This window comes from Clostridium cochlearium (genome assembly GCF_900187165.1).
GTDB lineage: Bacteria > Bacillota > Clostridia > Clostridiales > Clostridiaceae > Clostridium_G > Clostridium_G cochlearium.
The window spans coordinates 444,743-470,866 of the sequence record NZ_LT906477.1; the positions used below are offsets into that span (position 1 = coordinate 444,743).

25 protein-coding genes and 1 riboswitch are annotated in these 26,124 nt (G+C 28.6%); of the genes, 19 read left to right on the forward strand and 6 right to left on the reverse strand.

Annotation, left to right across the window (positions count from 1 at the left end):
- Positions 1-67: 67 nt before the first annotated feature.
- Positions 68-391, reverse strand: coding sequence for a hypothetical protein (locus CKV72_RS02140; protein WP_089865117.1), 324 nt, complete (start codon positions 389-391; stop codon positions 68-70).
- 50 nt (positions 392-441) lie between these two features.
- Here CKV72_RS02140 and CKV72_RS02145 point away from each other — a divergent pair, with 50 nt between their 5' ends.
- The 3 genes from CKV72_RS02145 (at position 442) to CKV72_RS02155 (ending at position 2,487) form a co-directional block, all read left to right on the forward strand.
- Complete coding sequence (locus CKV72_RS02145; protein WP_095177347.1) at positions 442-897, forward strand: hypothetical protein; 456 nt, start codon at positions 442-444, stop codon at positions 895-897.
- A gap of 104 nt (positions 898-1,001) precedes the next feature.
- Positions 1,002-1,517: a sigma-70 family RNA polymerase sigma factor gene (locus CKV72_RS02150; protein ID WP_089865123.1), complete on the forward strand. Its 516-nt coding sequence runs from the start codon at positions 1,002-1,004 to the stop codon at positions 1,515-1,517.
- On the forward strand, positions 1,507-2,487 hold the full coding sequence (locus tag CKV72_RS02155; protein ID WP_095177348.1) for a DUF4367 domain-containing protein: 981 nt from the start codon (positions 1,507-1,509) through the stop codon (positions 2,485-2,487). The genes CKV72_RS02150 and CKV72_RS02155 overlap by 11 nt, the downstream gene beginning before the upstream one ends.
- Positions 2,488-2,539: 52 nt before the next feature.
- Here CKV72_RS02155 and CKV72_RS02160 read toward each other — a convergent pair whose 3' ends face one another.
- Positions 2,540-4,270: a sigma-54-dependent Fis family transcriptional regulator gene (locus tag CKV72_RS02160; RefSeq protein WP_089865127.1), complete on the reverse strand. Its 1,731-nt coding sequence runs from the start codon at positions 4,268-4,270 to the stop codon at positions 2,540-2,542.
- Positions 4,271-4,655: 385 nt separating this feature from the next.
- Here CKV72_RS02160 and CKV72_RS02165 point away from each other — a divergent pair, with 385 nt between their 5' ends.
- The 9 genes from CKV72_RS02165 (at position 4,656) to CKV72_RS02205 (ending at position 15,905) form a co-directional block, all read left to right on the forward strand.
- Positions 4,656-5,474: an ABC transporter substrate-binding protein gene (locus CKV72_RS02165; RefSeq protein WP_089865129.1), complete on the forward strand. Its 819-nt coding sequence runs from the start codon at positions 4,656-4,658 to the stop codon at positions 5,472-5,474.
- A 226-nt stretch (positions 5,475-5,700) separates the two neighbouring features.
- Positions 5,701-6,513 (forward strand): ABC transporter substrate-binding protein, encoded by an 813-nt coding sequence (locus tag CKV72_RS02170; RefSeq protein WP_089865132.1) that lies wholly within the window; start codon positions 5,701-5,703, stop codon positions 6,511-6,513.
- A gap of 64 nt (positions 6,514-6,577) precedes the next feature.
- On the forward strand, positions 6,578-7,228 hold the full coding sequence (locus CKV72_RS02175) for an amino acid ABC transporter permease (protein ID WP_095177349.1): 651 nt from the start codon (positions 6,578-6,580) through the stop codon (positions 7,226-7,228).
- A 41-nt stretch (positions 7,229-7,269) separates the two neighbouring features.
- A complete protein-coding gene (locus CKV72_RS02180) occupies positions 7,270-8,001 on the forward strand; it encodes an amino acid ABC transporter ATP-binding protein (RefSeq protein WP_095177350.1) in 732 nt (243 codons plus the stop codon).
- Positions 8,002-8,069: 68 nt separating this feature from the next.
- Positions 8,070-9,263, forward strand: coding sequence for an argininosuccinate synthase (locus tag CKV72_RS02185; RefSeq protein WP_095177351.1), 1,194 nt, complete (start codon positions 8,070-8,072; stop codon positions 9,261-9,263).
- Between the two features lie 67 nt (positions 9,264-9,330).
- Positions 9,331-10,650 carry an argininosuccinate lyase gene (gene argH / locus CKV72_RS02190; RefSeq protein WP_089865147.1) on the forward strand — a complete coding sequence of 440 codons (1,320 nt, stop codon included), beginning with the start codon at positions 9,331-9,333 and terminating at the stop codon, positions 10,648-10,650.
- Between the two features lie 520 nt (positions 10,651-11,170).
- Complete coding sequence (locus CKV72_RS02195) at positions 11,171-12,523, forward strand: alanine/glycine:cation symporter family protein (RefSeq protein WP_157726521.1); 1,353 nt, start codon at positions 11,171-11,173, stop codon at positions 12,521-12,523.
- Between the two features lie 317 nt (positions 12,524-12,840).
- Positions 12,841-13,758: a glutaminase A gene (gene glsA, locus CKV72_RS02200; protein WP_095177353.1), complete on the forward strand. Its 918-nt coding sequence runs from the start codon at positions 12,841-12,843 to the stop codon at positions 13,756-13,758.
- Positions 13,759-13,822: 64 nt separating this feature from the next.
- A riboswitch (Lysine riboswitch) is annotated at positions 13,823-13,999 on the forward strand.
- A gap of 145 nt (positions 14,000-14,144) precedes the next feature.
- A complete protein-coding gene (locus CKV72_RS02205; protein WP_095177354.1) occupies positions 14,145-15,905 on the forward strand; it encodes a Na+/H+ antiporter NhaC family protein in 1,761 nt (586 codons plus the stop codon).
- 32 nt (positions 15,906-15,937) lie between these two features.
- Here the strand turns inward: CKV72_RS02205 and CKV72_RS02210 are convergent, their stop codons facing one another.
- Both CKV72_RS02210 and CKV72_RS02215 read right to left on the reverse strand, forming a co-directional pair.
- Positions 15,938-16,153 carry a DUF378 domain-containing protein gene (locus CKV72_RS02210; protein WP_089865157.1) on the reverse strand — a complete coding sequence of 72 codons (216 nt, stop codon included), beginning with the start codon at positions 16,151-16,153 and terminating at the stop codon, positions 15,938-15,940.
- Between the two features lie 137 nt (positions 16,154-16,290).
- Positions 16,291-16,764: an Lrp/AsnC ligand binding domain-containing protein gene (locus CKV72_RS02215; RefSeq protein ID WP_168943738.1), complete on the reverse strand. Its 474-nt coding sequence runs from the start codon at positions 16,762-16,764 to the stop codon at positions 16,291-16,293.
- 144 nt (positions 16,765-16,908) lie between these two features.
- Here CKV72_RS02215 and CKV72_RS02220 point away from each other — a divergent pair, with 144 nt between their 5' ends.
- The 6 genes from CKV72_RS02220 (at position 16,909) to CKV72_RS02245 (ending at position 21,875) form a co-directional block, all read left to right on the forward strand.
- Positions 16,909-17,241: a hypothetical protein gene (locus CKV72_RS02220; protein WP_089865159.1), complete on the forward strand. Its 333-nt coding sequence runs from the start codon at positions 16,909-16,911 to the stop codon at positions 17,239-17,241.
- A 192-nt stretch (positions 17,242-17,433) separates the two neighbouring features.
- Positions 17,434-17,814 (forward strand): RidA family protein, encoded by a 381-nt coding sequence (locus tag CKV72_RS02225; protein WP_089865162.1) that lies wholly within the window; start codon positions 17,434-17,436, stop codon positions 17,812-17,814.
- Positions 17,815-17,869: 55 nt separating this feature from the next.
- Positions 17,870-19,078, forward strand: coding sequence for a threonine synthase (thrC, locus tag CKV72_RS02230; protein ID WP_089865164.1), 1,209 nt, complete (start codon positions 17,870-17,872; stop codon positions 19,076-19,078).
- Between the two features lie 180 nt (positions 19,079-19,258).
- Positions 19,259-20,200 carry a dipeptidase gene (locus CKV72_RS02235; RefSeq protein WP_095177355.1) on the forward strand — a complete coding sequence of 314 codons (942 nt, stop codon included), beginning with the start codon at positions 19,259-19,261 and terminating at the stop codon, positions 20,198-20,200.
- A gap of 281 nt (positions 20,201-20,481) precedes the next feature.
- Positions 20,482-21,288 carry a sugar phosphate isomerase/epimerase family protein gene (locus CKV72_RS02240; protein ID WP_089865170.1) on the forward strand — a complete coding sequence of 269 codons (807 nt, stop codon included), beginning with the start codon at positions 20,482-20,484 and terminating at the stop codon, positions 21,286-21,288.
- Positions 21,289-21,344: 56 nt separating this feature from the next.
- Positions 21,345-21,875, forward strand: coding sequence for a type 1 glutamine amidotransferase domain-containing protein (locus CKV72_RS02245; RefSeq protein WP_095177356.1), 531 nt, complete (start codon positions 21,345-21,347; stop codon positions 21,873-21,875).
- 57 nt (positions 21,876-21,932) lie between these two features.
- Here CKV72_RS02245 and CKV72_RS02250 read toward each other — a convergent pair whose 3' ends face one another.
- Positions 21,933-22,163 carry a thioredoxin family protein gene (locus CKV72_RS02250; protein WP_089865176.1) on the reverse strand — a complete coding sequence of 77 codons (231 nt, stop codon included), beginning with the start codon at positions 22,161-22,163 and terminating at the stop codon, positions 21,933-21,935.
- A 257-nt stretch (positions 22,164-22,420) separates the two neighbouring features.
- Here CKV72_RS02250 and CKV72_RS02255 point away from each other — a divergent pair, with 257 nt between their 5' ends.
- Complete coding sequence (locus CKV72_RS02255; protein ID WP_089865179.1) at positions 22,421-22,669, forward strand: hypothetical protein; 249 nt, start codon at positions 22,421-22,423, stop codon at positions 22,667-22,669.
- A gap of 92 nt (positions 22,670-22,761) precedes the next feature.
- Here CKV72_RS02255 and CKV72_RS02260 read toward each other — a convergent pair whose 3' ends face one another.
- A complete protein-coding gene (locus CKV72_RS02260; protein WP_095177357.1) occupies positions 22,762-25,917 on the reverse strand; it encodes a vitamin B12-dependent ribonucleotide reductase in 3,156 nt (1,051 codons plus the stop codon).
- Between the last annotated feature and the right edge of the window lie 207 nt (positions 25,918-26,124).

The window sequence follows — 26,124 nt, forward strand, 5'->3', positions numbered from 1 at the left end:
ATACATATAGGTGATTGAAAATATTAGAATAATACTTCAACTTCTATAAAATATTGAAGATGAAGTTTTATTTGTTTATTATTAAATCGCCTAATATTTTAATTTTTTTATGCATTTGTTCATTTTTAAAATTTAGATCTTTAATTTCATTAGAAAGATTACTATCCATTTTTTGCAAATTATTTAATTTACATAGTAATTCTGTATTTTTTGTAGACTTTTCTTTGATTAAAGGGTCGAATTCATTTTTTATAGATTTATGATTTTTAAGGAATTTATTTAATATAACCATATTTTTCTTATGGTGTGTTAGTATTAGTTTATTTAATTTTCTTAGAAAATTTGATAAAATTAAGATAAATCTATTAATGAATTTTAATATTTTTTCCAATATTAACACCTCTTTTGTTCTAGAATATAATGGAATAAGGATGTGTATTTATGAATAATAATACCAGTAATTTTAAAATAAATAAATATTATTTTGAAAAGAAAAAAGAAAAAATACAAAATTTAAATGAAAAGAGTAAACAATATATTGAAGATATACATAAGTTGGAACAAAAGATAAAAAATAAAAGAGAAGAAGTCGGAAAGTTAAAAGAGGAGTATGAGGAACTTAAAGAAAAATATAATAGGTTTATTAACATATTTAATGAAAGAGGCATAACTTTAAATATAGTGAATAAAGATTATGGGTTAAAAGAGTGGGACAATCTATATTTTAAAAGACAGGGAGATATAGGTGTTATTATTACAAGGTATGGTACTGTAGTTAAAAGTTTTGATAAAAATATTGCTGATATTTTAGAAGAAATATTACAGGAAAAAGAATCTAGTATTGTAATAACGAGAATAACTACTAATCTTATAAAAGCCCAACTCCATATAAGATAGATTGAGAATAAAATAAAGTTTGAATAAAAATGGAGCGAAGTTGAGATGTATTTCGTTCTATTTATAGGGGAGGAGGAAAATATCCCTTCGGATATTTATGCAATATGCACGATAAGGTAGAAAATTTAATTGATAATTATGGTAATGATGTATTGAGGGTTGCATATATGTACCTTAAAGACAAGAGTATGGCAGAAGACGCTTTCCAAGAAGTTTTTATAAAAGTATATAAAAATATGGACAAATTAGAAGATATAGAAAAAGAAAAGAGCTGGCTTATGACTATTACTGTTAATACTTGTAAGGATATACTTAAAAGTGCTTGGATGAGAAGGATGTCTTTTATGGGAGAAAGAGAAGAGGAAATATCCGCTACCGAAGAAAACATGGAAATGAAGGTAATAAATAAAATAGATGGAGAAAACATATTAAAAAAGGTAATGTCATTACCAGAACAATATAAAGATGTGATTTTACTTTATTATTATGAAGAATTTTCAACGGTGGAAATAGGAGAAATACTAAAGATACCAGAAGGTACGGTAAGAAGTAGACTTTATAGAGGTAGACAAATGTTAAAAAATATTTTAGAAGATAGGAAGAGTGGATATGGTGGATAGAAATAATTTTATTAAAAATTCACTAGATAATGAATTAAAAGATATTTATGTAACTGAAGATTTAAAGTTAAGAACGTTGAGCAGGATTAAAAAAGAAGATAATAATGTGGTTAAACCATTTAAGAAGCCATTTAGGAGAAAGAGCAAATTCTCATATGCAAGTATGAGAGGATTAGCTTTGGTGTCTTCTATTTTAATAATGTTTTTCACTTTTTCCTTTTTCAAATATAGTAAGTTTATGAATAGTGGTTCACTAGGAAAAAATACTGACAATAATGAAAAGAACATTGTATTGGATGATAATGAAAAAGTGAAAAAACCAGATAATTTGAAAGATAAAAGTGATACAGATAAGAAGGAAGAAATTAAAGATATTAAGGATGAAAAAATAAATGAAGAAAAATTAAAAGAAGATGTAGTGGATAATTCTAAAAATAATAGTAATACCAATGAGGTAGATAATAGTCCAACTAATAAAGAAAATAAAAAACCAATTAAGAATGAAAAAAATCCTAATAAGGAAAAACCTAAAAACAATGAAGAGAAAGAGAAACCTAAATTGACAGAAAAAGAAATGTTAGCTAGAGCTGAAAAGCTTTGGGGTGGAAAGATAAATTTACCTTCATATATTCCTAAAGGATATGATGTAGCTAATATAGATATGGAAACAGCCTATGGTTCTAAAGTTTTAAAAATAACTTATAAAAATCCTAATAGTGATAACTTTTTAGAATTAAAAGTTCTTGAAGGGGATAAAACAGCATTTGAAAATGGAGATGGATCAAAAAATCCAAAGGAAGATGAAAAAAATAAGGATAATAATCAAGATATTCCAAAAGATAATGTTGATAAACCTACTTCTACTGAAGAGATTAAGAGTATTAATAGTAATAAGAATGGCGTAGAATATAATATAGAGGGTAATATACCAACTAAGACCTTAGAAAAAATTGCGGAATCTATAGAATAACAAAGTAACAAAGGCTTAAACATTAATTTTTGTTTAAGCCTTTGTTACTTTGTTATTCTAATTTTCTATATAAAGTTGCTATACTTATTCCTAATTTTTTAGCAATATTTTTTTTAGCATCTATATCATCACCATATTTATTTATGTAATTTTTTAAAATATTTTTTTCATAAAGTTTAGTCATTTCAGCAAGAGTTAAATCTTTTCCAATATTAATAGGGGAATTTAATTTTTGATTTAAGGTATCAGTGGTTATATATTTCCCTTTTTCAAAGTTTATGGAGTATTCTATTAAGTTTCTAAGTTCTCTTATATTGCCAGGAAAAGAATATCTTAAAAGACTTTTTTCACATTCATTTGTAAATCCAAGTATATCTTTTCCATATATTTTATTATATTTTTTCAGGAAATATCTAGCTAAAATGATTATGTCGTAGGATCTTTCTCTTAGGGGTGGTATATTTATGGGAACAACATTTAATCTGTAGAATAAATCTTCTCTAAATTTATCTTCTGTAACCATTTTGTATAGGTTTTTATGAGTTGCAGATATTATTCTAGGGTTTACCTTTATAGTTTCATTTCCACCTACTCTTATGATTTCTTTTTCTTCTAAAACCCTTAAAAGTTTTACTTGCATATGCATGGGTAGGTCTCCTATTTCATCTAAAAAAACAGTTCCATCCTTTGCTAATTCAAATTTACCCATTTTACCGGAAGTATTAGCACCAGTAAAGGCGCCCTTTTCATAGCCAAATAGTTCGCTTTCTATTAGATTTTCAGGAATAGCTCCACTATTTATAGGCATAAATACTTCATTTTTTCTACTACTAGCAAAGTGAATGGCTCTTGCAAAAACTTCTTTACCTGTACCACTTTCACCAAGGAGAAGAACGGATATATCTTCCTCGGCAATTTGAATAGCCTGCCTTTTTGCATTTAATAGAGCTTCACTTTCACCTATGATATCATCAAAAGTTACTATATTAGAACTCTTATTAGCTTTTAATATGGATTCCTGCATCTTGTGGAAATCAGAAAATACTAAAACAACTCCTTTTTTTTCGTTTTTTACCATTATGGGAGAAGAATTTAGTATGAATTTAAACTGATTTACTTCAAAAGTGCCTATTTCTCCATGAAAGTTTTTTGAGAATAATCTATCTAAAATTTTTTCGGGTAGAATTTCTTTAATATTTGTATGCTCTTTAATGTTATAAAGGTTAGCTTTTTCTTTAATATAGTAATTCATGGATAAAATTTGTTTATTGTTATTTAAGATTATAATTCCTTCATTTAAAGAGTTTATTAATGTCATAAGTTCAGAAGAACGATACTCTATTAGAAAGCCTAACTTTTTTTCATTTATTCTAGTGGATATAAGACTGCTTAATCTACTTTCAAAATTTTTATAATCCTCATGCTTATTTATAAAGTTGTTTTTTGTTTCATCGTCAAATATACACATGCCTAAAACACCTATTATATTATTTCCATCTTTAATAGGTATGCATAATTCTGCTTTCTCCTCACAATTTTCTTTGTTATAACAGTCCAAGCAAATATTATGATTTGGAGGATCTGTTATAAAATATTGTTCTCCTGTAGTTAAAGATTTGTGAAAGGCAGAATTTTTAGGGACGAACTTTCCTATATTATTTTTTAAAATACCAGTAGCAGCAATTCTTTTTAAATTTCTATCCATTATAGTTACATCTACATTCGTAATTGCTTTTATAGTATCAGCTATATTTTGTAGTTCTATTTTTATATCATTAAGCATAGTTATTTTCTCCTTATATAATGAAACTTAAAATATATATAAATTATATATGTAAGAAATGATATTGTAAATGAGTGTAAATATGGGGACGGGGCTTTGATATTTATTATATTAAAGCCCCGTCCCCATATATTTTGTAGTGTTTATGCATGAATTTATGTATAAATATTCGAAAGAGGATTTTCATGGGATTTAATAATATTATATAGGAACAATAAAATAAAATGGCTACAATATAGATTTGAAAGCGTATACATGGAATTTTTAAATTATAAAATATGAAAAGATATAAAAAGTTTTTTAAAAAAGGTGTTGCATAAATATAAATAAAGATGTATAATCATAATCAATGAAGGGGGCAAATTAAATAAAAGGAGTTGGGGCTATGAAAAAGATACTTTCAATATTAGGAGTATTTTTGCTATCAACACTACTTATTGTAGGATGTGGTAATAAAAATACAGCTGATAAAGAAAATAATAAAAATGAAAAAAATCTATCTACTCTAGAAAAGGTGAAAAAAGAAGGGGTATTAAAAATGGGGCTTAATGATACATACCCACCTATGGAGTTTAGAGATGAAAAGCATAATCTTGTTGGATTTGATGTAGATTTAGGAGAAGAAATTGCTAAAAAGTTAGGAGTTAAATTAGAAATTATAACTAATGATTGGTCAGGAATAATTTTATCATTAAAATCTAAAAAATATGATATGATACTTTCAACACTGAGCATAACAGATGAAAGAAAAAAAGAAATTAATTTTAGCGAACCTTATATAGTTGGTGGACAAAAATTAGTAGTTAAAAAAGATGAAAAAGATATAAAGACTGTGGAAGATTTAAAAGGTAAAATAATAGGATGTCAAATGGGTACCACAGGAGAAGTTTCTGCAAGTAAAATTGAAGGCATTAAAGAACTTAAAAAGTATGATGGGGTAACACAAGCTTTTAATGATTTAGCTGTAGGAAGAATAAATGCAGTAATAGCAGATGGACAAGTTGGTGGATATTATCTTAAAAAACGTGGTGGAGATCTAGTTTTATTAGATGTTAAATTAACTAGTGAACCTGTAGGCATAGGTTTTAGAAAAGAAGATACAACTTTAAGGGATGAAGTTCAAAAGGCTTTAGATGAATTAAAGAAAGAGGGTACTCTTTCTAAGTTATCAGAAAAGTGGTTTGGATATGATATATATAAATAAGCGACCCCTTTTTATAAAATTTATATAACAAGGTCCTTCATGGGGAATACTAATTATATCCCCATGAAGGTAACTTTTAAAAAGGGGATAAATTATAAAAATTAAATAAGAACTCAAATTATTATAAAGCTTTACTTGAGTTTTTATTTAGTTTTTATAACTAAGCAATACATTAGATTAAAATAAAGTTTATAAAAATATAAAATTAAAAAGGGGAGAAGAAAAAATGAAAAAAATATTATCAATACTATTAAGTGTTTTAGTAGTAGGTTCAGTTTTTGTTGGATGTGGTAAAGATGACAATAAAGGAGAGGACAAAAAAGAAGTATCTGTATTACAAAGGGTAAAGGATAATAAAGTAATAAAAGTTGGTTTAGAAGATACTTATCCTCCAATGGAATTTAGAAATGAAAAAAATGAGCTTGTAGGATTTGATATTGATTTATCTGATGAAATAGGAAAGAGATTAGGGGTAAAAGTAGAATATGTAATGACTGAATTTGGTGGACTTATAATGTCATTAAATTCAAATAAAATAGATATGTCAGCATCAGCAATAAGTATAACAGACGAAAGAAAAAAGGAAGTAGAATTTACAAAACCTTATGTAAATAGCGGTCAAGCTTTAGTAGTTAAAAAGGGAAATACAAGTATAAAAGATGAAAAAGATTTAAATGGTAAAACAGTAGGAGCACAACTTGGAACTACTGGAGAACAAGCAGCTAAGAAAATTCAAGGTGTTAAAGAAGTAAAGGCTTATGATAAAGTGCCTCAAGTATTCCAAGACCTTGATATAGGAAGAATAGATGCAGTTATAGTAGACGAATTTGTTGGAAGATATTATTTATCAAAACAAAAGGATAAATCAGAGGTAGTAAAATCCCTAGAACAAGAACCAATAGGAATAGCTTTTAAAAAGGGAGAAAAAGAATTACAAGAAGAAGTTCAAAAGATTATAGATGAAATGGTTAAAGATGGAACTATGTCTAAGATATCAGAAAAATGGTTTGGAGAAGACATATATAAAGATCAAAAATAAGAATAGGGCACTAAATTATTAGTGCCTGCTAAATTTTCAAGTTATAAAAAGGGGGACGATAATAATGGACATGAATTTACTTAAGAATATAATTCCATTATTAATTAAAGCTACAGGAAGAACTGTAGAATTAACAATAATTTCTGTAGTACTTGGAAGTTTAATTGGAGTTTTTATTGCACTTTTAAAACTTTCAAAAGTAAAAGTATTATATGGATTGGCATCATTTTATACATGGATAATAAGAGGAACTCCTATGTTATTGCAATTATACTTTTTCTATTATGGATTGCCTTTTTTAGGTATAGAATTAAAAGCTATGACAGCCGCTATTATAGGACTTAGCTTAAACTCAGGAGCGTATATGGCAGAGATAATAAGAGGTGGGATATTGTCAGTAGACAAGGGACAATTTGAAGCTTGTAGGGCCTTAGGATTTACCTATGGGCAAACTATGAAAAGAATAATTTTACCTCAAGCGGTAAGAGTTTTAGTTCCACCCACTGGAAATGAATTTATAACTATATTAAAGGATACATCATTAGTATCTGTATTAGGTGGTATGGAAGAGGTAATGAGGGTAGCTCAACAAAGCTATTCTGCAACTTTTAGACCATTAGAACCTTTTTTGGTGGCAGCATGTATATATCTTATATTAACTTCAGTATTTACAACAGTATTTGGCAAAATAGAGAAAAAGGTTTCCGTTTATTAAACTTAAAGTATAAATTGCAGATTTAGATAGGAGGTATCACAATGAATGTAATAGAAACTGTGGATATAACAAAACGTTTTAATACATTAACAGTATTTGAAAAATTAAATATAAATGTAAAAAAAGGTGAGGTTCTTGTAATAATAGGACCTTCAGGATCAGGTAAAAGTACATTTTTAAGATGTTTAAATAATTTGGAAAAAATAGATGAAGGTAAAATATTAATTGATGGTGAAGAGTTAAATCCGAAAGATAAAGCTAAAATGAGAAATATGATAATAAAAATGGGCATGGTTTTTCAAAACTTTAATTTATTTCCTCATATGACAGTTTTAGAAAATGTAATGGAATCACCTATTACTGTAAAAGGTGAAGATAAAGAGAAAGTTAGAAAAAGAGCGGAGGATTTACTTAAAAAAGTTGGATTAGCGGATAGAGCTGATGCATATCCTTCAAAATTATCTGGAGGACAAAAACAAAGGGTTGCTATTGCAAGGGCTTTAGCTATGGAACCAGAAATAATGCTATTTGATGAGCCAACCTCTGCACTAGATCCAGAATTAGTTGGGGAAGTTTTAAGTGTAATGAAGGATTTAGCTAAAGAAGGAATGACCATGGTGGTTGTAACTCATGAGATGAGTTTTGCAAAAGATGTTGGGGACAGGGTTATATTTATGGATGGAGGAAAGATTGTAGAACAAGGACCTCCAGAGGAAATGTTTACTAATCCTAAAGAAGAAAGAACAAAGGAATTTTTGAAAAAAGTTTTATAATCAATGAAATATGAATCAAATATGATTTATTATAAATTTTAAAAGTTAAATATAAGGGGGCTTTATACATGACAAAGGAAAAAGTAGTATTAGCATATTCAGGGGGCTTAGACACTTCCATAATCATACCTTGGTTAAAAGAGAATTATGATTTAGATGTTATTGCAGTATGTATAGATGTAGGACAAGATGATGATATGGAAGAAGTTAAGAAAAAGGCCATTAAAACTGGGGCAGTTAAGGTTTATGTGGAAGATGCAAAGGAAGAATTTGTAGGAGACTATGTTTTTAAAGCTTTAAAGGCAAATGCTCTTTATGAAGAGATGTATATGTTGGGGACATCTCTTGCAAGACCGTTAATGGCTAAAAAACTTGTGGAAATTGCGCACAAAGAACAAGCAAAATATATATGTCATGGATGTACAGGTAAGGGAAATGATCAGGTAAGATTTGAAGTTGGAATAGCATCTTTTGATCCAAGTATTAAAATAATAGCACCTTGGAGAATTTGGGATATAAAATCTAGAGAAGATGCTATAGATTATGCCAAGGAAAAAGGCGTTGAGGTACCTGTAACTAAAAAGAAAATTTATTCAGTGGATAAAAATATATGGCATACAAGCCATGAAGGTGGAGAATTAGAAGATCCTAAAAATGCACATAACACAGAAATGTATAGTATGGTTACGCCACCAGAAAAGGCTAAAGATGAACCTACTTATGTGGACATATATTTTAATAGGGGCGTACCTGAAAAAGTTAATGGAAAAGAACTATCTCCAGTAGAACTTTTGGAAACTTTAAATAAAGTTGCTGGAGAAAATGGAGTAGGGGTAGTAGATATAGTAGAAAATAGATTGGTAGGTATGAAATCAAGAGGAGTTTATGAAACACCAGGAGGAACTGTTTTATATGAAGCTCATAAAGCTTTAGAGACTCTAACTTTGGACAAGTTAACTCTTCATTGTAAACAACAATTAGCTCAAAAATATGGTGAAATAGCGTACGACGGTCTATGGTTTACTACTTTAAGAGAAGCACTAGATGCTTTTGTAGATAAAACACAGGAAAATGTAACAGGGACAGTTAAGTTAAAACTATATAAAGGAAATATAATGAATGCAGGAATAGATACTGAAAATGCTCTTTATGATGAGGGGATATCTTCTTTTGGAGCAAGTGAATTATATAGCCATAAAGATGCAGAAGGATTTATTAAATTATTCTCACTTCCTAGCAAAATAAAAGCTTTGAAAAAGTAAAAATTGAGGGGACGGGGCTTTAAAATAAAGCCCCGTCCCCTATAAAACTATAAAAAGGAGGAAATTTATGAAACTTTGGGGCGGAAGATTTACAGGTGAAGAGAGCAAACTTATGGAGGATTTTAATAGTTCTCTAAGTTTTGATAAAAGACTTTATAAAGAAGATATATTGGGAAGTAAGGCTCATGTGAAAATGCTTGGAAAGTGTAATATATTAAAAAAAGATGAAGTTAAAGAAATAACAAAGGGTTTAGATAGTATATTAGAGGATATAGAGGAAGGTAAATTAAAAATAGAAGGACAATATGAGGATATTCATAGTTTTATTGAAAGTAATTTAATACAAAGAATTGGGGACGGGGGTAAGAAATTACACACAGCTAGAAGTAGAAATGACCAAGTAGCTACAGATTTTAAGCTGTATGCAAAGAATATTTCCCTAGAAATAATAGAAAATATAGAAGAGCTTCAGAATACAATAAAAGATTTGGGAGAAAAGAACAATGTAATAATGCCAGGATATACTCATCTTCAAAGAGCTCAAGTAGTTACATTTAAACACCATATTATGGCATATTATAATATGTTTAAAAGAGATAAAAAAAGAATAGAAAATTCTATAGAAATTATGAACGAAAGCCCTTTAGGGTGTTGTGCTTTAGCAGGAACAACTTATGAAACAGATAGGGAATTTACTGCTAAAGAGCTAGGATTTAGAAAAGATGTGGATAATTTTTTGGATGGAGTTAGTGATAGAGATTTTGTAATAGAACTTATATCTAATTTTTCTATAATAATGATGCATTTAAGCAGATTAAGTGAAGAGCTTATTTTATGGAGCAGTAAAGAATTTGACTTTGTAATAATAAGCGATGAGTTTTCCACTGGAAGTTCTATAATGCCTCAAAAGAAAAATCCTGATGCGGCAGAACTTATAAGAGGAAAAACTGGCAGAGTTTATGGAGATTTAATGGGGATTTTAACTGTTATGAAAGGTATTCCTCTAGCCTATAATAAGGATATGCAGGAAGATAAGGAAGGTTTTTTTGATGCATCAGATACAGTTTTAAGTTGCATTAAAGTTATGGAAGGTATGCTTTCATCATTAAAAGTAAAGAAAGAAAACGCATTAAAAGCTGTAAAAAAAGGATTTTTAAATGCTACAGAAGCAGCGGACTATTTAGTTTTAAAAGGGATTCCATTTAGGGATGCTCATAAGATTATAGGGGAGATTGTACTATATTGTGAAGAAAAGCATAAGGCTATAGAAGAATTAAATATAAATGAATTAAAAAAATTCAGTGATTTTTTTGAAGAAGATGTATATTCTTTTATAGATTATGAGAATACTTTAAATAAGGGAATAAAAAAACAAATAAGAAAATAATTATATAAAGAAGCTGCCGCATTAAGAATAAATACTACAGTTGTTGTATGTAAATTTCTTAGTGTGACAGCTCTTTTTTTAGAGTTAAATATTAATTTGACAAATTAGTATTTAAATTATGTCAATAAAACCTTAAATATGAAAAAATATATCAATATCATAAATGAATAATTAAAAAAATGTCAAAATATAAGGAGTGAATTTTTTAAGAAAATTTCAATAAAAAATAAAAAATATTAATAAAGTACAAAGAAATGGGAAAAATAAATAATATATTATTAAAAATAAATAATATATTGTAATGATATATTAAAAAATCGAATTTGAATTATTTAATTACAATTAGTACAATAATCTTAATTTAAATATTTGTGCACAAATATATTTAAATATTAAAATTTAAAGTGTGTTAATTTTTTAATAATCTAAAAGGCGGTTTTCAGAATTTATTAAATAAAATTTAATAGTGTCAAAGAATATAATGAAGTTTACATTTAAAAAAAGTTCAGGAGGAAAGTTAATGCAAACGATTCAAGATATAACAAATTTTTTATGGGGATGGCCATTAATAATATTAATTGTTGCAGTATCCCTAATGTATAGTGTCGACCTTAAGTTTCTACAATTTAGAAAATTTGGATTTATAATGAAAAACACTTTTGGTAAAATGTTTGATAAAACTACTACAGGTGAAGGTACAGTAACACCTTTTCAAGCAGTTTCAACAGCATTATCTGCAACTCTAGGAGTTGGTAGTATAGCAGGAGTAGGAGTAGCTCTTGCATTAGGAGGACCTGGAGCTATATTCTGGATGTGGGCAGTTGCTTTTATAGCAATGATCACAAAATATGCTGAAATAACTTTAGCAGTAAAATATCGTGAGAAGAATCCACAAACTGGAGAATTCCAAGGCGGACCTATGTACTATATAAAAAATGGATTAGGTGAAAAATTTAATTGGTTATCTGTATTTTGGTCTATTATATTTATGATAATGATGTTCATAGGAGGATTTGTACAATCTAATTCAGCAGCAGAAGTTGTATATGAAACATTTAAAGTAAATAGAATGGTAGTTGGAATTATATTTGCTGTACTAACAGCTATAGTAATTTTAGGTGGAATAAAAACTATAGGAAAATTTGCAGAAAAAATAATACCAACAATGACCCTTATATATGTTGCAGCAGGATTAATAGTTATATTCTTAAATGCAAATCAAATAATACCTTCTTTCCAAAAAATATTTGCAGATGCTTTTAAAGGTAGTGCAGCAGTAGGTGGATTTGCAGGAGCAACTATACTTGCAGCTATGAGAAATGGATTTGCAAGAGGAGTTTATTCAAATGAATCAGGTATGGGAACAGCACCGGTAGCCCATTCTTCAGCTACAACTTCCTATGCAGCTAAGCAAGGATTATGGGGTATATTTGAAGTTTTTGTAACATCAATTGTAATTTGTACAATGACAGCTCTTATCATATTAACTAGTGGAGTATTAGAAACTGGTAAAGAAGGTGCAGTTTTAACTGCTACAGCTTTCGGAAGTTCATTAGGATTTACTGGTAAATTAATTGTAACTGTCTGTGTAGTTCTATTTGCATTTACAACTGTATTAGTAGATGGATACTATTCTGAAACAGGACTTCTATATGCTTCAAAAACTAATAAAATGTTAAAAGCATTTAGAATATTATATTGTTTAGGTTTAATATATGGATCTATAGGTGGATTAAAGGTTGTATGGGGACTATTTGACTTCTTCATGGCCTTTGAAGTAATAGTAAACTTAATGGTTCTTGTAAAATTAAGAAAAGTAGTAGTAGAAGAAACAGAATTATACTTTAATAGTGATGAAGTAAAGAATGCATAATTTTATATTAAAAGTTTTAAAATAAATAATATTATATTAATTATTAATTTTAAAAATAAAATAAAAACTGAATTTAAGATAAATAAAATAGTCATTATCTAAGGTAGTAGATAGTGACTATTTTGTTAAAAAAGTATTAATCTAAAAGTAAAAACCATATAAAAATAATAAATATATAAAAAATATACAACAATATTAAATGATTGTTGTAAAAAATAGTTAAGTATTAACATATAAATAATTTTGAAAATTTGTTTAACAGCATACATGCATATATAATAAAATTAATGAATATGGAGATTTGAGGAGGACAAGTGATGCAAAATAAGATTGAAAAGATAATTAAAGAATGTAGAAAATACACAAAACAAGGGGAAGTGGCCTCATACATACCAGAACTTAAAAAAGCAAACAAAGATGCATTAGGTATATACATAGATAAACTTGATGGTAATGAATTTTATGCAGGAGATTATGAAACAAAGTTTACTATACAAAGTATATCAAAGGTTATTTCTTTAATTATAGCTATAATGGATAATGGAATGGAAAAGGTATTGTCAAAAGTTGGTGTAGAACCCTCAGCATATTCTTTTAATTCAATTGTCACATTAGAAGTAAAAAATGCTAATAAACCTTTAAATCCAATGATAAATGCTGGAGCTATAGCTACGGTGTCATTAATAAAGGGAGATAGTCCTGAGGAAGTTATAGGAAAAATATTAGATTTTACAAAAAAGATTACAGGAAATGAAGATATAAAAGTAAATGAAGCTGTATATCAATCAGAAAAAAGAACAGGAGATAGAAACAGATCATTGGCATATTTTATGAAAGGTACAGGGGTTATTGAAAAAGATGTTGAAAAGGTTTTAGATGCATATTTTCAACAATGTTCCATAGAAGTAACTTGTAAAGATATAGCTAAGATAGGTTCTTTTTTAGCTAACGATGGAGTATTACCTTCTACAGGAGAGAGAATTGTACCTAAAGAAGTAACAAGAGTAGTGAAGGCTGTTATGGCTACCTGTGGAATGTATGATGCTTCAGGAAGCTTTGCAGTTAAAGTAGGAATACCTTCCAAATCTGGAGTTGGTGGAGGAATAATGGCAACGGTTCCTGGTAAAATGGGAATAGGTGTAGTAGGACCGTCATTGGATGAAAAAGGAAATAGTATAGCAGGAATTAAAGTTTTAGAACAATTATCTGAAGAATTAGATTTAAGCATATTTTAAAAAAAACTTGATAAAATAAACAATAAATGATATACTTTGATTTAAACATAGATACAAGTGAATATAGAAGGGTAGAGGCGCGGTATTTAAGAGTACCTGTAACAGATATAAGCAAGATGATGTGCAGTGAAAGGAAATATCGCCGAAGCATACAGTTAAAGCTTTAATACTGTATGACTGGTCTTATTTAGAATATGAATAAGATTGTCACAAAGTAAATTTGTGGAGGGCTATCATTCAATGGAAAACACTCTTAAAGTGTATAAATATTACACTCCTTGATTGATAACACTCAAGGAGTGTTTTTATTATTGGATGTACTCTTCTCCTCAAAAGATATTCACTAAAATTAATTATAAAAATATTTAAGGGGGAGAAAGAAAGTTATGAAAAATAAGAAGACGATTATCTTAACTGTGTGTCTTATGTTATTGGTTTTAACAGGAAGTACGGTATTTGCAGCGGAGGTGGATCCAGCACAATTGAATGCAGATAAATTTGGATTCTTAACACTATTACCACCTCTTATAGCTATAGTGTTGGCGTTTATAACTAAAAATGTTGTATTATCATTATCTTTAGGGGTTTTTTCAGGTACATTTTTATTACAATTACAAGGTAAAAATATATTTGGAGCAATATTAAATGGATTTTTAGATATAATAAATAAAGTATTAGGTTCTCTATCAGATCCTTGGAATGCAGGTATAATACTTCAATGTATGACTATAGGAGGTCTTATAGCCTTAGTATCTAAAATGGGTGGAGCTAAAGCAGTTGCAGAAAGCTTAGCTAAAAGAGCCAAAAGTCCAACTAGTGCTCAAATAATAACGTGGTTTTTAGGATTGCTTGTATTCTTTGATGACTATGCAAACTCTTTAATAGTTGGTCCAATTATGAGACCAGTATCAGATAAGATGAAAATATCTAGGGAAAAACAAGCATTTATAGTAGATTCTACAGCAGCACCTATATCAGGGATAGCTCTTATATCTACTTGGGTAGGATATGAAATTAGTTTAATAAAAGATGCGTATACTACCATAGGACAAGATGTAAATGCTTATGGAGTATTTATAGATACAATACCATATAGATTTTATAACATATTAATACTTATATTTATAGTTGCTTCAGCTGTAATGTTAAGAGATTATGGTCCTATGCTTAAAGCAGAGGTAAGAGCTAGAACAACAGGTAAAGTTTTAGGAGATGGTGCAAAACCTATGGTATCTTCAGAGGCTACAGGTCTTGAACCTAAGGAAAATATAAAATTAAGTGTATGGAATGCAATAATACCTATAGGAGTTTTATTAATTGGTGCTTTTGCAGGTTTTTATTTTAATGGATATAATGCAATTATGGGTGGCGAAGATGAGGCTTTAAAAGCGATATTTATATCAAGTCCATATTCTTTTGCAGCAATAAGAGAGGCCTTTGGAGCATCTGATGCTAGTGTAGTTTTATTCCAAGCAGCTTTATTTGCAAGTATAGTAGCTATGATTATGGGAGTAGCACAAAAAATATTTACTATAGAAGAAGCAGTAGATACTTGGGTTGAAGGTATGAAATCTTTAGTAATTACAGGTGTAATATTACTATTAGCATGGTCTTTAAGTAGTGTTATAAAAGAATTAGGAACAGCTAAATTTTTAGTAACAATACTTTCCGATACATTACCTGCTTTTATATTACCATCTATTATATTTATAATGGGTGCCATAATATCCTTTGCTACAGGAACATCTTATGGAACAATGGGTATATTAATGCCTCTTACAATTCCATTAGCATTTAGCTTAGGTGGGGGAGATTCTCAATATATTATTGTAAATGCAAGTGCAGTTTTAACTGGGGCCATATTTGGAGACCACTGTTCACCTATTTCAGACACAACTATATTATCCTCTATGGGAACAGCATGTGACCATTTAGAACACGTTAAAACTCAAATGTGGTATTCATTAACAGTTGCAGCTATTACAATATTATTTGGATACATTCCTTCAGGATTTGGTCTTAGTGTATCAATAGTTTTACCTATAGCAATAATTGCAACAGTATTAACACTTTATTTATTAGGAAAACCTATTGAAGAGATAAGTAAAGTAAAAGATTTTTCTAATGAAGTTGCAACTTCAAAATAGTAATTTAAAATAGGTTGACCTTTTAGGTCTACCTATTTTTCTTGTTGTTCAGTAACTCCTCTATCTCTAGCAAAAAATGAAATTGAATACAAGCCTGCTATACCTACTAGTACATATACTATTCTAGTAAATGTAGTCATGTTGCCGAATAATGTAGCAACTAGGTCAAAACTAAATAAACCTATAAGTCCCCAATTTATAGCTCCTATAATTACTAATATAAGTGCAGTAACATCTAAACCTCTCATAATATAAGCAACTTCCTTTTCAAATTAAATTATAGTTGTATTACAGTTATATTATTTCCAAATAAATTTTTAATATACAATTAAATAAAAAATAATATTAATATGAGAGATTTAAATATTTAACATTTAATGAAGGATTATAAATTTAAGTCTATATTTCTATCAACTTTTTCTAGAAGACATATTATAGTGTGAGTACTTTGAACTCCTTCTATAAGTTGAAGTTTTTCTGCTAAAAGTTTTTGTAGATAGGATATATTTTTACATAATACTTTTAAGAATATAGAATAAGAGCCTGTTGTATAATAAAGCTCTACAACTTCAGGTATTTTTTCTAATTTATTTGCTACTTCAGTTAAATAAGAAGCTTTTTCTAGATTTATACCTACAAAACAACAGATATCAAATCCTAATTTGCTTGTATCTACTATTAGTTTTGAACCTTTAATGATTCCCATCTCTTCTATTTTTTTTAGACGAACATGTATAGTTCCACCACTAACATTGCATTGTCTAGCAATTTCTAAATAAGGAGTTCTGGAATCTTTCATAAGTATATTTAGTATTTGTAAATCTAATGAATCTAATTGTTGGTTTTTCGTTGTATCCATAAAAGTCACCTCAAAAAATTTATTTATAAATATTATTATACAAATATTATACAAAAAATAAATTGTTTTTGTTGATATATTCAATAAAATATAGAATAATAATATAGTAGGCTTAATTTGCAAGGTGAAAGGAGGATTATAAATATGAATTGGTTGTTGTTTTTATTAAAAATGTTTGGCTTTGCAATTCCAGTTATTATAATATATAATGTACTAAATATATATGTTTTATCAAAATATAAGCCTAATAAGTGGATTATATTTGCTTTATCGGTAGCTGTATTGGTAGGACCAAATGCAATGAAACCCGGATCTAATAATACTATACTGCAGTTAATTACATCAGCTGTATTTGCCATATTATTTTTATGGTTTATAGAATTGTTTAAAAATGATAAATATGAAATGAAAAACAAAGAAAAAGATATTAAAATTAGACCAAAAGCAAAACCAAATAGAGTTAAAAATAATAAATAATAATGGAATTTTAAAAAAGCCTGTATCTAAGTTTTATGAGTAAAATATAATTTAGTACAGGCTTATTATAAAACTGTTATTTGCAAAATAAAAAAATTAAGCGATAAATATTCTAAAAATTATTTATCTTAAGAGGATTTCTACATTTTACATTGAATATTATTATTAATATAAATATAAAGGAGAAACTGTATGAAAAAAGAAATTGTTAATTGCAAAAGTGCAGCACCTGCAAGAGGACCTTATTCTCATGCTGTTAAAGTTGGAAATTTGTTATTTATATCTGGGAGAACTCCAAGTAATCTAAAAACTGGTGAGCTTTTGGATACAAATGTAAAAGATGCTACAAAGTTGGCTATAGAAAATTTAAAGTTGATACTAGAAGATGCTGGCAGTAGCTTAAAGAATGTAGTAAAAACCACTGTTTTTATAAGGGACATGGCTGATTTTGAGGAAGTAAATAAAGTATATTGTGAATATTTTAAAGTAGATCCTCCAGCTAGATCTTGTGTTGAAATTGGAAAATTACCTAGAAATGCAGCTGTTGAAATTGAAGCTATAGCTGTGATTTAGAGTATTTAGTTATAGTAAGAAAATATAGTATAAAATATTTAGGAGGTATTTATATATGAGGGAGTTTAAGCTTATATGCACAGGCTGTGGGGAGACTTATCCTCTTGAGAGAGTTCATCCAAGATGTGAAAAATGCAATGAACCTTTAGAAATGGAGATTGTAAGAGAAGGAAAAATAAAAGAGGGAAATCCGTTAACTCAAACTATACTTGAAAGATATCAGGATTTTTTCCCTTTTGATAAAATAAATAATGAATTATCTTTAAATGAAGGATTTACATCTTTAGTTTCATCTCCAAGAATAGCTAAGAGAATTGGAATAAAAAATATATACTTTAAAAATGAAAGTCAAAATCCAACATGGTCTTTTAAGGATAGGGGTACACTGTTTGGAATTCAACATGCTTATAGTATGGGATATAAGAAAGTAGGAGCAGTTTCAACTGGAAATATGGCGGTATCTGTGGCAGCATATGGACAAAGGGCAGGCTTTGAGACATTTATATTTGTTGGTAAAAATATACCGGAAGAAAAATTAAATCCTGTTGCCATATATGGAGCAAATTTAATTAAAGTAGAAGGAGATTATGGAAAACTTTATTATGAAAGTCTTGAGATAGGTAAAAATCAAGGAATTTATTTTATAAACTCTGATGTTACATATAGAGTAGAAGGATATAAGACAGCAGCCTTTGAAATGTGTGAACAGCTAAACTTTAACATTCCTGATTATGTGGTTGTGCCAACAAGTGCAGGGGGAAATATAAGAGGTATTCTTAAAGGATTTGTAGAATTTAAAGAAGCAGGAATAATTGATAGAGTGCCTAAAATGATATGTGCCCAAGCAGCAGGATGTTCACCTATTTATAATTCATTTAAAGAAGGAAAAGATGAAATAGAGAGAGTATCAAATCCGTGTACAATTGCTCATGGTATAGAAAATCCATTCCCACCAAGTGGAAATGATACTTTAAGAAAGATAAGAGAAAATGGTGGAACATGTGTAGCGGTTACAGACGAAGAAATAATAAAGGCTCAAAAAGAAATGGCTGAAGAGGGAATATTTGTTCAACCAGAATCGTGTGTTCCATTAGCATCAGTGAAAAAATTAAAATCAGAAGGATATTTGAATGAAAATGATTCAGTAGCTTGTGTATTAACAGGAAGTGGACTAAAGTATACAAAAGCTTTTGAAAAGCACAATTTATCTGCATATGAATGTAAATTAGATAACTTAGAAAATTTTATAGAAGAAAATTTTTAAAATATATTTAAATAAATATCTACAGTAGTTTTAAGCATGCCTTATGGCATGTTTTTTATGTTGATTATTAAATATGAAATATAATTTATAATAATAAGTGATAGAATATATATATTGATTTATAGTAATTATAGTAAGGGATACTAAATAAAATATAAGAGCATTGGAGTGGTGATAATTTTGTCAATAATAGATTTTCATTGTGATACTATATATAAAATAATGAATTGTAAGGATAAAATAAATTTAAAGGATAATAATTTATCCGTAGATTTAAATAAAATGAGAAAGGGAAAGGTTAAAGGGGAATTTTTTTCTCTTTTTATAGATAAAGGAGAAATAGAAGATCCTTTTAAGACTTGTAATAAAATGCTTGATATATTTTACAATGAAATGGAGGAAAATAAGGAAAGCATAAAGTTAACTAAAAATTATAGGGAATATAAAGAAAATAATAATAAAGATATTATATCTGCTTTTTTAACTATAGAGGGAGGAGAAGCATTAGCTGGAGAAATTTATAATTTACGAAACTTTTATAGATTAGGAGTGAGGTTAGTAACTTTAACTTGGAATTATGAAAATGAAATAGGTTATCCTAATTGTGATAAAATATTTATGGAAAAAGGTTTAAAAAACTTTGGAATAGAATTGGTAGAAGAAATGAATAGATTAGGTATGATAATAGATGTATCTCATTTATCAGACGGTGGATTTTATGATGTAGCTAAACATTCAAAAGATCCATTTATAGCGTCACATTCCAATGCAAGAAGCATAACAAATCATAGCAGAAATTTAACAGATGATATGATTAAAATATTAAGCCAAAGAGGTGGAATTATAGGAATAAATTTTTGTAATGATTTTTTAGGAAACAATAAAATAAGCCAAATTGAAGACATGATTACCCATATAAAATATATAAAAAATAAAGGTGGTATAGATTGTATCGCATTAGGTAGTGATTTCGATGGTATATCCTGTGAGGTTGAAATAAGGGATATATCTCAAATGGACAAGCTGGTAGAAGGATTAAATTCTGCCGGATTCAACCAAGATGAAATAGAAAAAATATGCTTTAAAAATGCAGAAAGAGTAATAAAAGAAGTATTAAAATAAATGAAAAACAAGTAAAAAAAAGGGACAGGGCTTATTAAACAAAGAATATATGGACGTAGTGGACGTAGGGACGGGGGTAAACATAATAGAAAAATAAGGGGACGGGGCTTAGAAATAGTTGAAAGTATAGAGAAAAATAAGGGACGGGGCTTAAAAATATAAAAATAGTTGAAAATATAAAAAATGTGGGAAATATAGGGACAGGGCTTGGGAATAAGTTTGAATAAGAGAAATATATAAAGAGCTAAACAAAGCTATAAATTTAAAAGGAGATGTTTTACATGAATGAAGAAAGATTAAAGTTGGGTATATTTTCTTGGTTTGGATTTATAATGCCTATTAATGAAAGATTAAAGATTATAAAGGAAGCAGGATTTGATTCTACTGCCATATGGTGGGAAGATGAAGAAGGAGATAGGTTGATAAAAAAAGAAGAATTTCCTAAATTAGTAAAGGACTCAGGACTTATATTTGAAAATATACATGCTCCATTTTTAAATTGCAATATGCTTTGGAGTGAAGATGAGGATTTAAGAAAAATAACGGTTAAGAAACATGTAAACTTAATAGAGGATTGTGCAAAATATGATATACCTTTGATGGTTATGCATATATCAGAGGGATTTTTATTGAAAGAACCTAATAAATTAGGGATAAAAAGTATTAAACAAATTGTAAGGGAAGCTGAACATAATAATGTGAAAATAGCTATAGAAAATACAGATAATAATTTTTTTATAGATTATATTTTTAAAAGCATTAAATCTCCTAATTTGGGATTGTGCTTTGACAGTTCTCATAATGAAATATCAGATAGAAATGATATAAATTTATTAAAAGAGTATGGAGATAGATTATTTACTCTTCATATTTCTGATAATGATGGTTTGAAAGATAGACATTGGATTCCCTATGAGGGGAATATAGATTGGGGGAAAATAAAAAAGGATTTTCCAATTGAAAATTATAAAGGCCATCTAAGTATGGAGATATTTACAAAAGATGAAGATAAAAATAAATCTCCAGAAGAATTTTTATCAAAAGCATATAAAAATATTTGTAAACTCAGAAATTATTTGATAGTATAATAAATACAAAATGTACCAAAATAAAAAAGATATGTTATGTAAGATAAAAAGGGGAGATGATTAAATTGAGACTTACAGGGAAAAGGGTAATAATGTTAGCTGAAGAGGGCTTTGATGATTTAGAGCTTTGGTATCCAGTTATAAGACTTAGAGAAGAAGGTTGCGAAGTAGTTATTGTAGGATCTGGTACCAACAATAGTTATAAAGGGAAACGTGGATTACCTGTAGATGTTGACAAAAATGTTGATGAAGTATCTTCGAAGGAATTTGATGGAATAATAGTTCCAGGTGGATGGGCACCAGATAAATTAAGAAGATATGATAGTGTAAAAAAATTAGTAGAAGATTTTGCAAAAGAAAATAAATTACTAGCCACTATATGTCATGGAGGATGGGTATTTATATCAGCAGGAGTTATAAAGGATTATAAAATGACTTGTGTAAATGCAATAATAGACGATGTGAAAAATGCTGGAGCCAATTATGTAGATGATGAAGTAGTTGTAGATAGAAATTTAATAACATCTAGAACACCTAAGGATTTGCCTGCATATATGAGAGCTATTATAGATTATTTGGATAAATAAGATTCAAGAGATTAGAGTATCATAAAATTATTTTAGTACTTTAATCTCTTTTTAATATTAATTAATATATACTTTTATTTCAGCCGTAGAAGGCACTCTTCCATGGGAAACTATATGATCATTTATAATTAGGACAGGGGAAGGTATATCACCATATTTTATAATTCTATTCAAATCCGTTATTCTTTCAATAGAAGCAGATAAATTTGATTCGTGTAAAGCTCTTTTTGTGTTTTCCTCTAATTTTTTAAAATTGGCGCTTCCAGCATCTAAAATTTTTATATCCACTATGAAAACCTCCTTATATTATTTAGATAAAAATAAAAACAAAACCAAAATTCTTTTTTATTATTCCTCATGTAAAAAAATATATACAAAATAATATAGATATTGACATACGAACATATGTTCGATATAATATAAAACATAATAAAGAATTTATAAATTATACATAAATAGATGTTATTTAATATATAATATATAAAAAGTAAAATTAAATGAGATCAATTTTAAACAAAGAGGATAAATAATTAGGGGGAGTTTTTATGAATAATAGGCTTTGTATAAAAATATATTATAGAATAAATGGTAATCAAGACGTTTATGGACAAGTTCCTGAAAATAAATATCTTATAGGCGGAGGATTTTATAATAGGGACGGGGGTAGCTTAACATTCAAAGCCAGAAATCTTGAAGAGGCTAAGAATATAGCTGATAATATAAGTCATAACAATAAATTTAATAATTTAAATTTCATATTACTTCCAGATAATATTGCAGAAAGTTTCAATTAGAGAGTAAAAATAGATTGACGTACATAGTAAATTAAAATAATAAAGGTTCTTTATGATTTAATAATAAAGAACCTTTATTATTTTAATATTTTTTAACTACATCCTGTAGTAGAGCCACAATCTAGGCAAACCAAGCAAGTTCCATTTCTAACCATTCTAGTACTAGAACAAGTAGGACAAGTAGAACAATAAAGTCTTTCACCAGCTATAGTATTACCTTTAACAGTTCTATACATATTATCTGAATTTAAATCATTGTTAGATACATTATTATTGTTGTTAGAATTCTTAGATTCACCATTAGCATAGTTAGGTGAGTTAGTAGCAATCTGATCTTTAATAATGTCTTTTGTATTGAAGATAATATTACGAGCGTTGGTGTTTAAATCATAATTCTCAGGCTTTACTTGACATCTAGAGAAATCACCAACTTCTATATCAATTATTTTACTAATAAGGTCAGATATAGAAGATACGTATTTTATATATGGATGTTTTTGAACAAATCCATAAGGTTCATATTTTTGTCCCCTAAGCATTTTAGATATATCTTGAGGAGGGACATGGTATTGCAACATAATAGACAAAGCTTTAGAAAGGGAATTTAATAGTCCCATTATAGTAGTACCTTCTCTATCTGTTGTAATATAAATTTCTGATATTTCTCCATTTTGTCTTCTGTTCACAGTAGTATAAATTTTAACATCGTTTATTTGAGCTGGATGAGTAGTACCATTCCTTATACCAATGGCTTTCTCACGTTTTGAATAAGGGACGCCCCTTTGAAGTTCTCTTTCAAGTTCTTTTGCTTTTTCAAGAAGTTTCTTATAGCTTAAATCTTCTAATTTAAAATCTTTTTCTGAAGATAAACTTATGTTTAAAGGTTGGCTAGCTTTACACCCGTCCCTATAAAGAGTTATTCCTTTTATACCTAATTCCCAAGAAGTTAGTATAACTTTTTTGAAGTCTTCTACAGTAGCATTATTAGGTAAGTTAACGGTTTTAGAAATAGCTCCGGATATTAGAGGCGTTAGGGCTGCAACCATTTTAACATGTCCCATAGGTTCAATGTATCGTTTCCCACTACCACATTTGTTGGCAGTGTCAAAGATAGCGTAATGTTCCTTTTTTAAGTGAGGAGCTCCCTCTATTTTACCGTCTAATACCTTCTCGTATTTAAAGCCTTCTTTAGTTTCTACTACTTCTTTTTCTAAAACGTATTGTAAAATATCTTTTATTTGTTCTTCAGAATATCCAAGGTTTTTTAAGGAAAGCTCTATAACTGGATTAGTTACAGTCATCATTCCGCCACCAGATAATTTTTTGTAAACTACATGACTAAAAAATGGTTCTATAGAAGTAGCAGCACAATCCATTGCAAAGGAAATAGTGCCAGTAGGAGCTATAACTGATACTTGGGCATTTCTATATCCATATTTTTCACCGCTATCTAATGCTTTTAACCAAGATTTTTTTAATAGACTACTTAACTCAGAAAAACCTATGTTTTCTAATAATTTGTGATCAACTTTTATTGGATTGTAGTTTAAGTCTTCGTATGGACTAGTTATACTTCCAGCTACTCTAGCATGATTTTTAATTACTCTTAGCATATAAGGTTTATTTATAGAGAATTTTTCGAAAGCACCTATTTCTTTAGCCATTAATGAGGATATATAGTATGAATATCCAGTTAACAGTCCAACTAAAGAAGATGAAATATTTCTAGCTTTTTCGGAATCATAAGGATATCCTAATACCATAAGTAGTGAAGCTAAATTTGTTATTCCAAGTCCTGTTGCTCTAAACATATAAGTCTTTCTGGCAATATCTTTTGTAGGAAACTGTCCCCAGTATATAGAAGCCTCTAAAGCCAATTGAACAAGGCCCACAACGTGAAGATAACTTTCTAAATCAATGTTCTTTCGTTCATCATCATAAAATTTGTATATATTTATAGAGGCTAAATTGCAAGAACTATCATCTAAAAAAGCATATTCACCACAAGGATTTGTGGAGTTAATTCTATTATGTTTAGCATTAGTGTTTCCGTCTTCTCCAGCAGGACAAGTGTGCCATGCATTAAAAGTATCAGAGAATTGAGGAGCTGGATCTGCACACATCCAAGCCGATGTTGCAAAAGAATCCCACAGGTCTTTAACTTTAACTTTTTTATTTACAGATGAATCTACTCTACCTGTTAATTCTATAGCGTCATCAGGGACGGGGGTTAACTTTTCAGCTAAATTTTTAACTTTTTTCATAAAAAAATCTGAAAATCGTACAGAGTTATTGCTATTTTGACCGGAAACAGTTTCATAAGCTTCTCCGTCAATATCTATATCATAGCCCATTTTACCAAGAGCTCTTACTTTATCTTCTTCATGAGATTTCCAGGTAATGAAATCTAATATTTCTGGATGATCTATATCTAAGCAAACCATTTTAGCGGCTCTTCTAGTAGTTCCACCGGATTTAATGGCTCCAGCATTTCTATCTAATCCTTTTAAAAAGCTCATAAGTCCAGAAGAAACTCCTCCACCAGAAAGTTTTTCGCCTTTTGCTCTGATGGTGGAGAAATTAGTCCCTGTCCCCGAACCTCCTTTAAATAATTTTGTTTCATTAACATATTGATCAGAAATAGAATGAGGACCTAAAAGTTTGTCTTCTATAGAAAGTATAAAGCAAGCAGAAGCTTGAGTCCTAGAATAAGAATCTGTGCTTTCTACAACTTGTTTTAGGTTTTCATCGTAATAATAAGTGCCATTAGGACCTCCTTTGATTCCATACTCCATACATAATCCAGTATTAAACCATTGTGGAGAGTTTGGAGCATACATTTGGGCTAATAAAGCATATACCATTTCATCATAAAATATTTGTTTTTCCTCTTTAGTTTTTAGCAATCCTTGTTTATATAAAGCAGTAGCCCAAAAATTTACCATTCTATGTGCTACCATTTTCATACTGTTTTCATAACCATATTTATTAGGGACGCCCGCTTTTCTAAAATATTTAGATGCTATTATGTCACATGAATTTTGCGAGTAGTGTTCTGGAAACTCAAGATCTTTCATATCTACTAAAACTTTTCCTGTCTTATGATCTTTTAGAAAAACATCTACTGATTTCCAGTTAAAAAGATCGAAAACAGTTAAATTTTTATTTTTTTCTAATTCTTTTGTGAATTTTCTTCTAATTATTTTATTGAGAGAATCTGTGTAATCTAAATTATTTAATAGTTCCAAAATAATTCCTCCTCATCTAAAGAATACTTAATAAGTATATTATAAAAAAACAATATATACAAATATTATAAAATTGAATTAAATTAGTCTAGAATAGCATATATAGTGTAATGATACGTTTTTCTATACAATATATAGTATATTACAATAAAATAAGAAATGTATAGTAATTTTAAATTAATTAATTAAGCAGTTAGTTAGAAATTA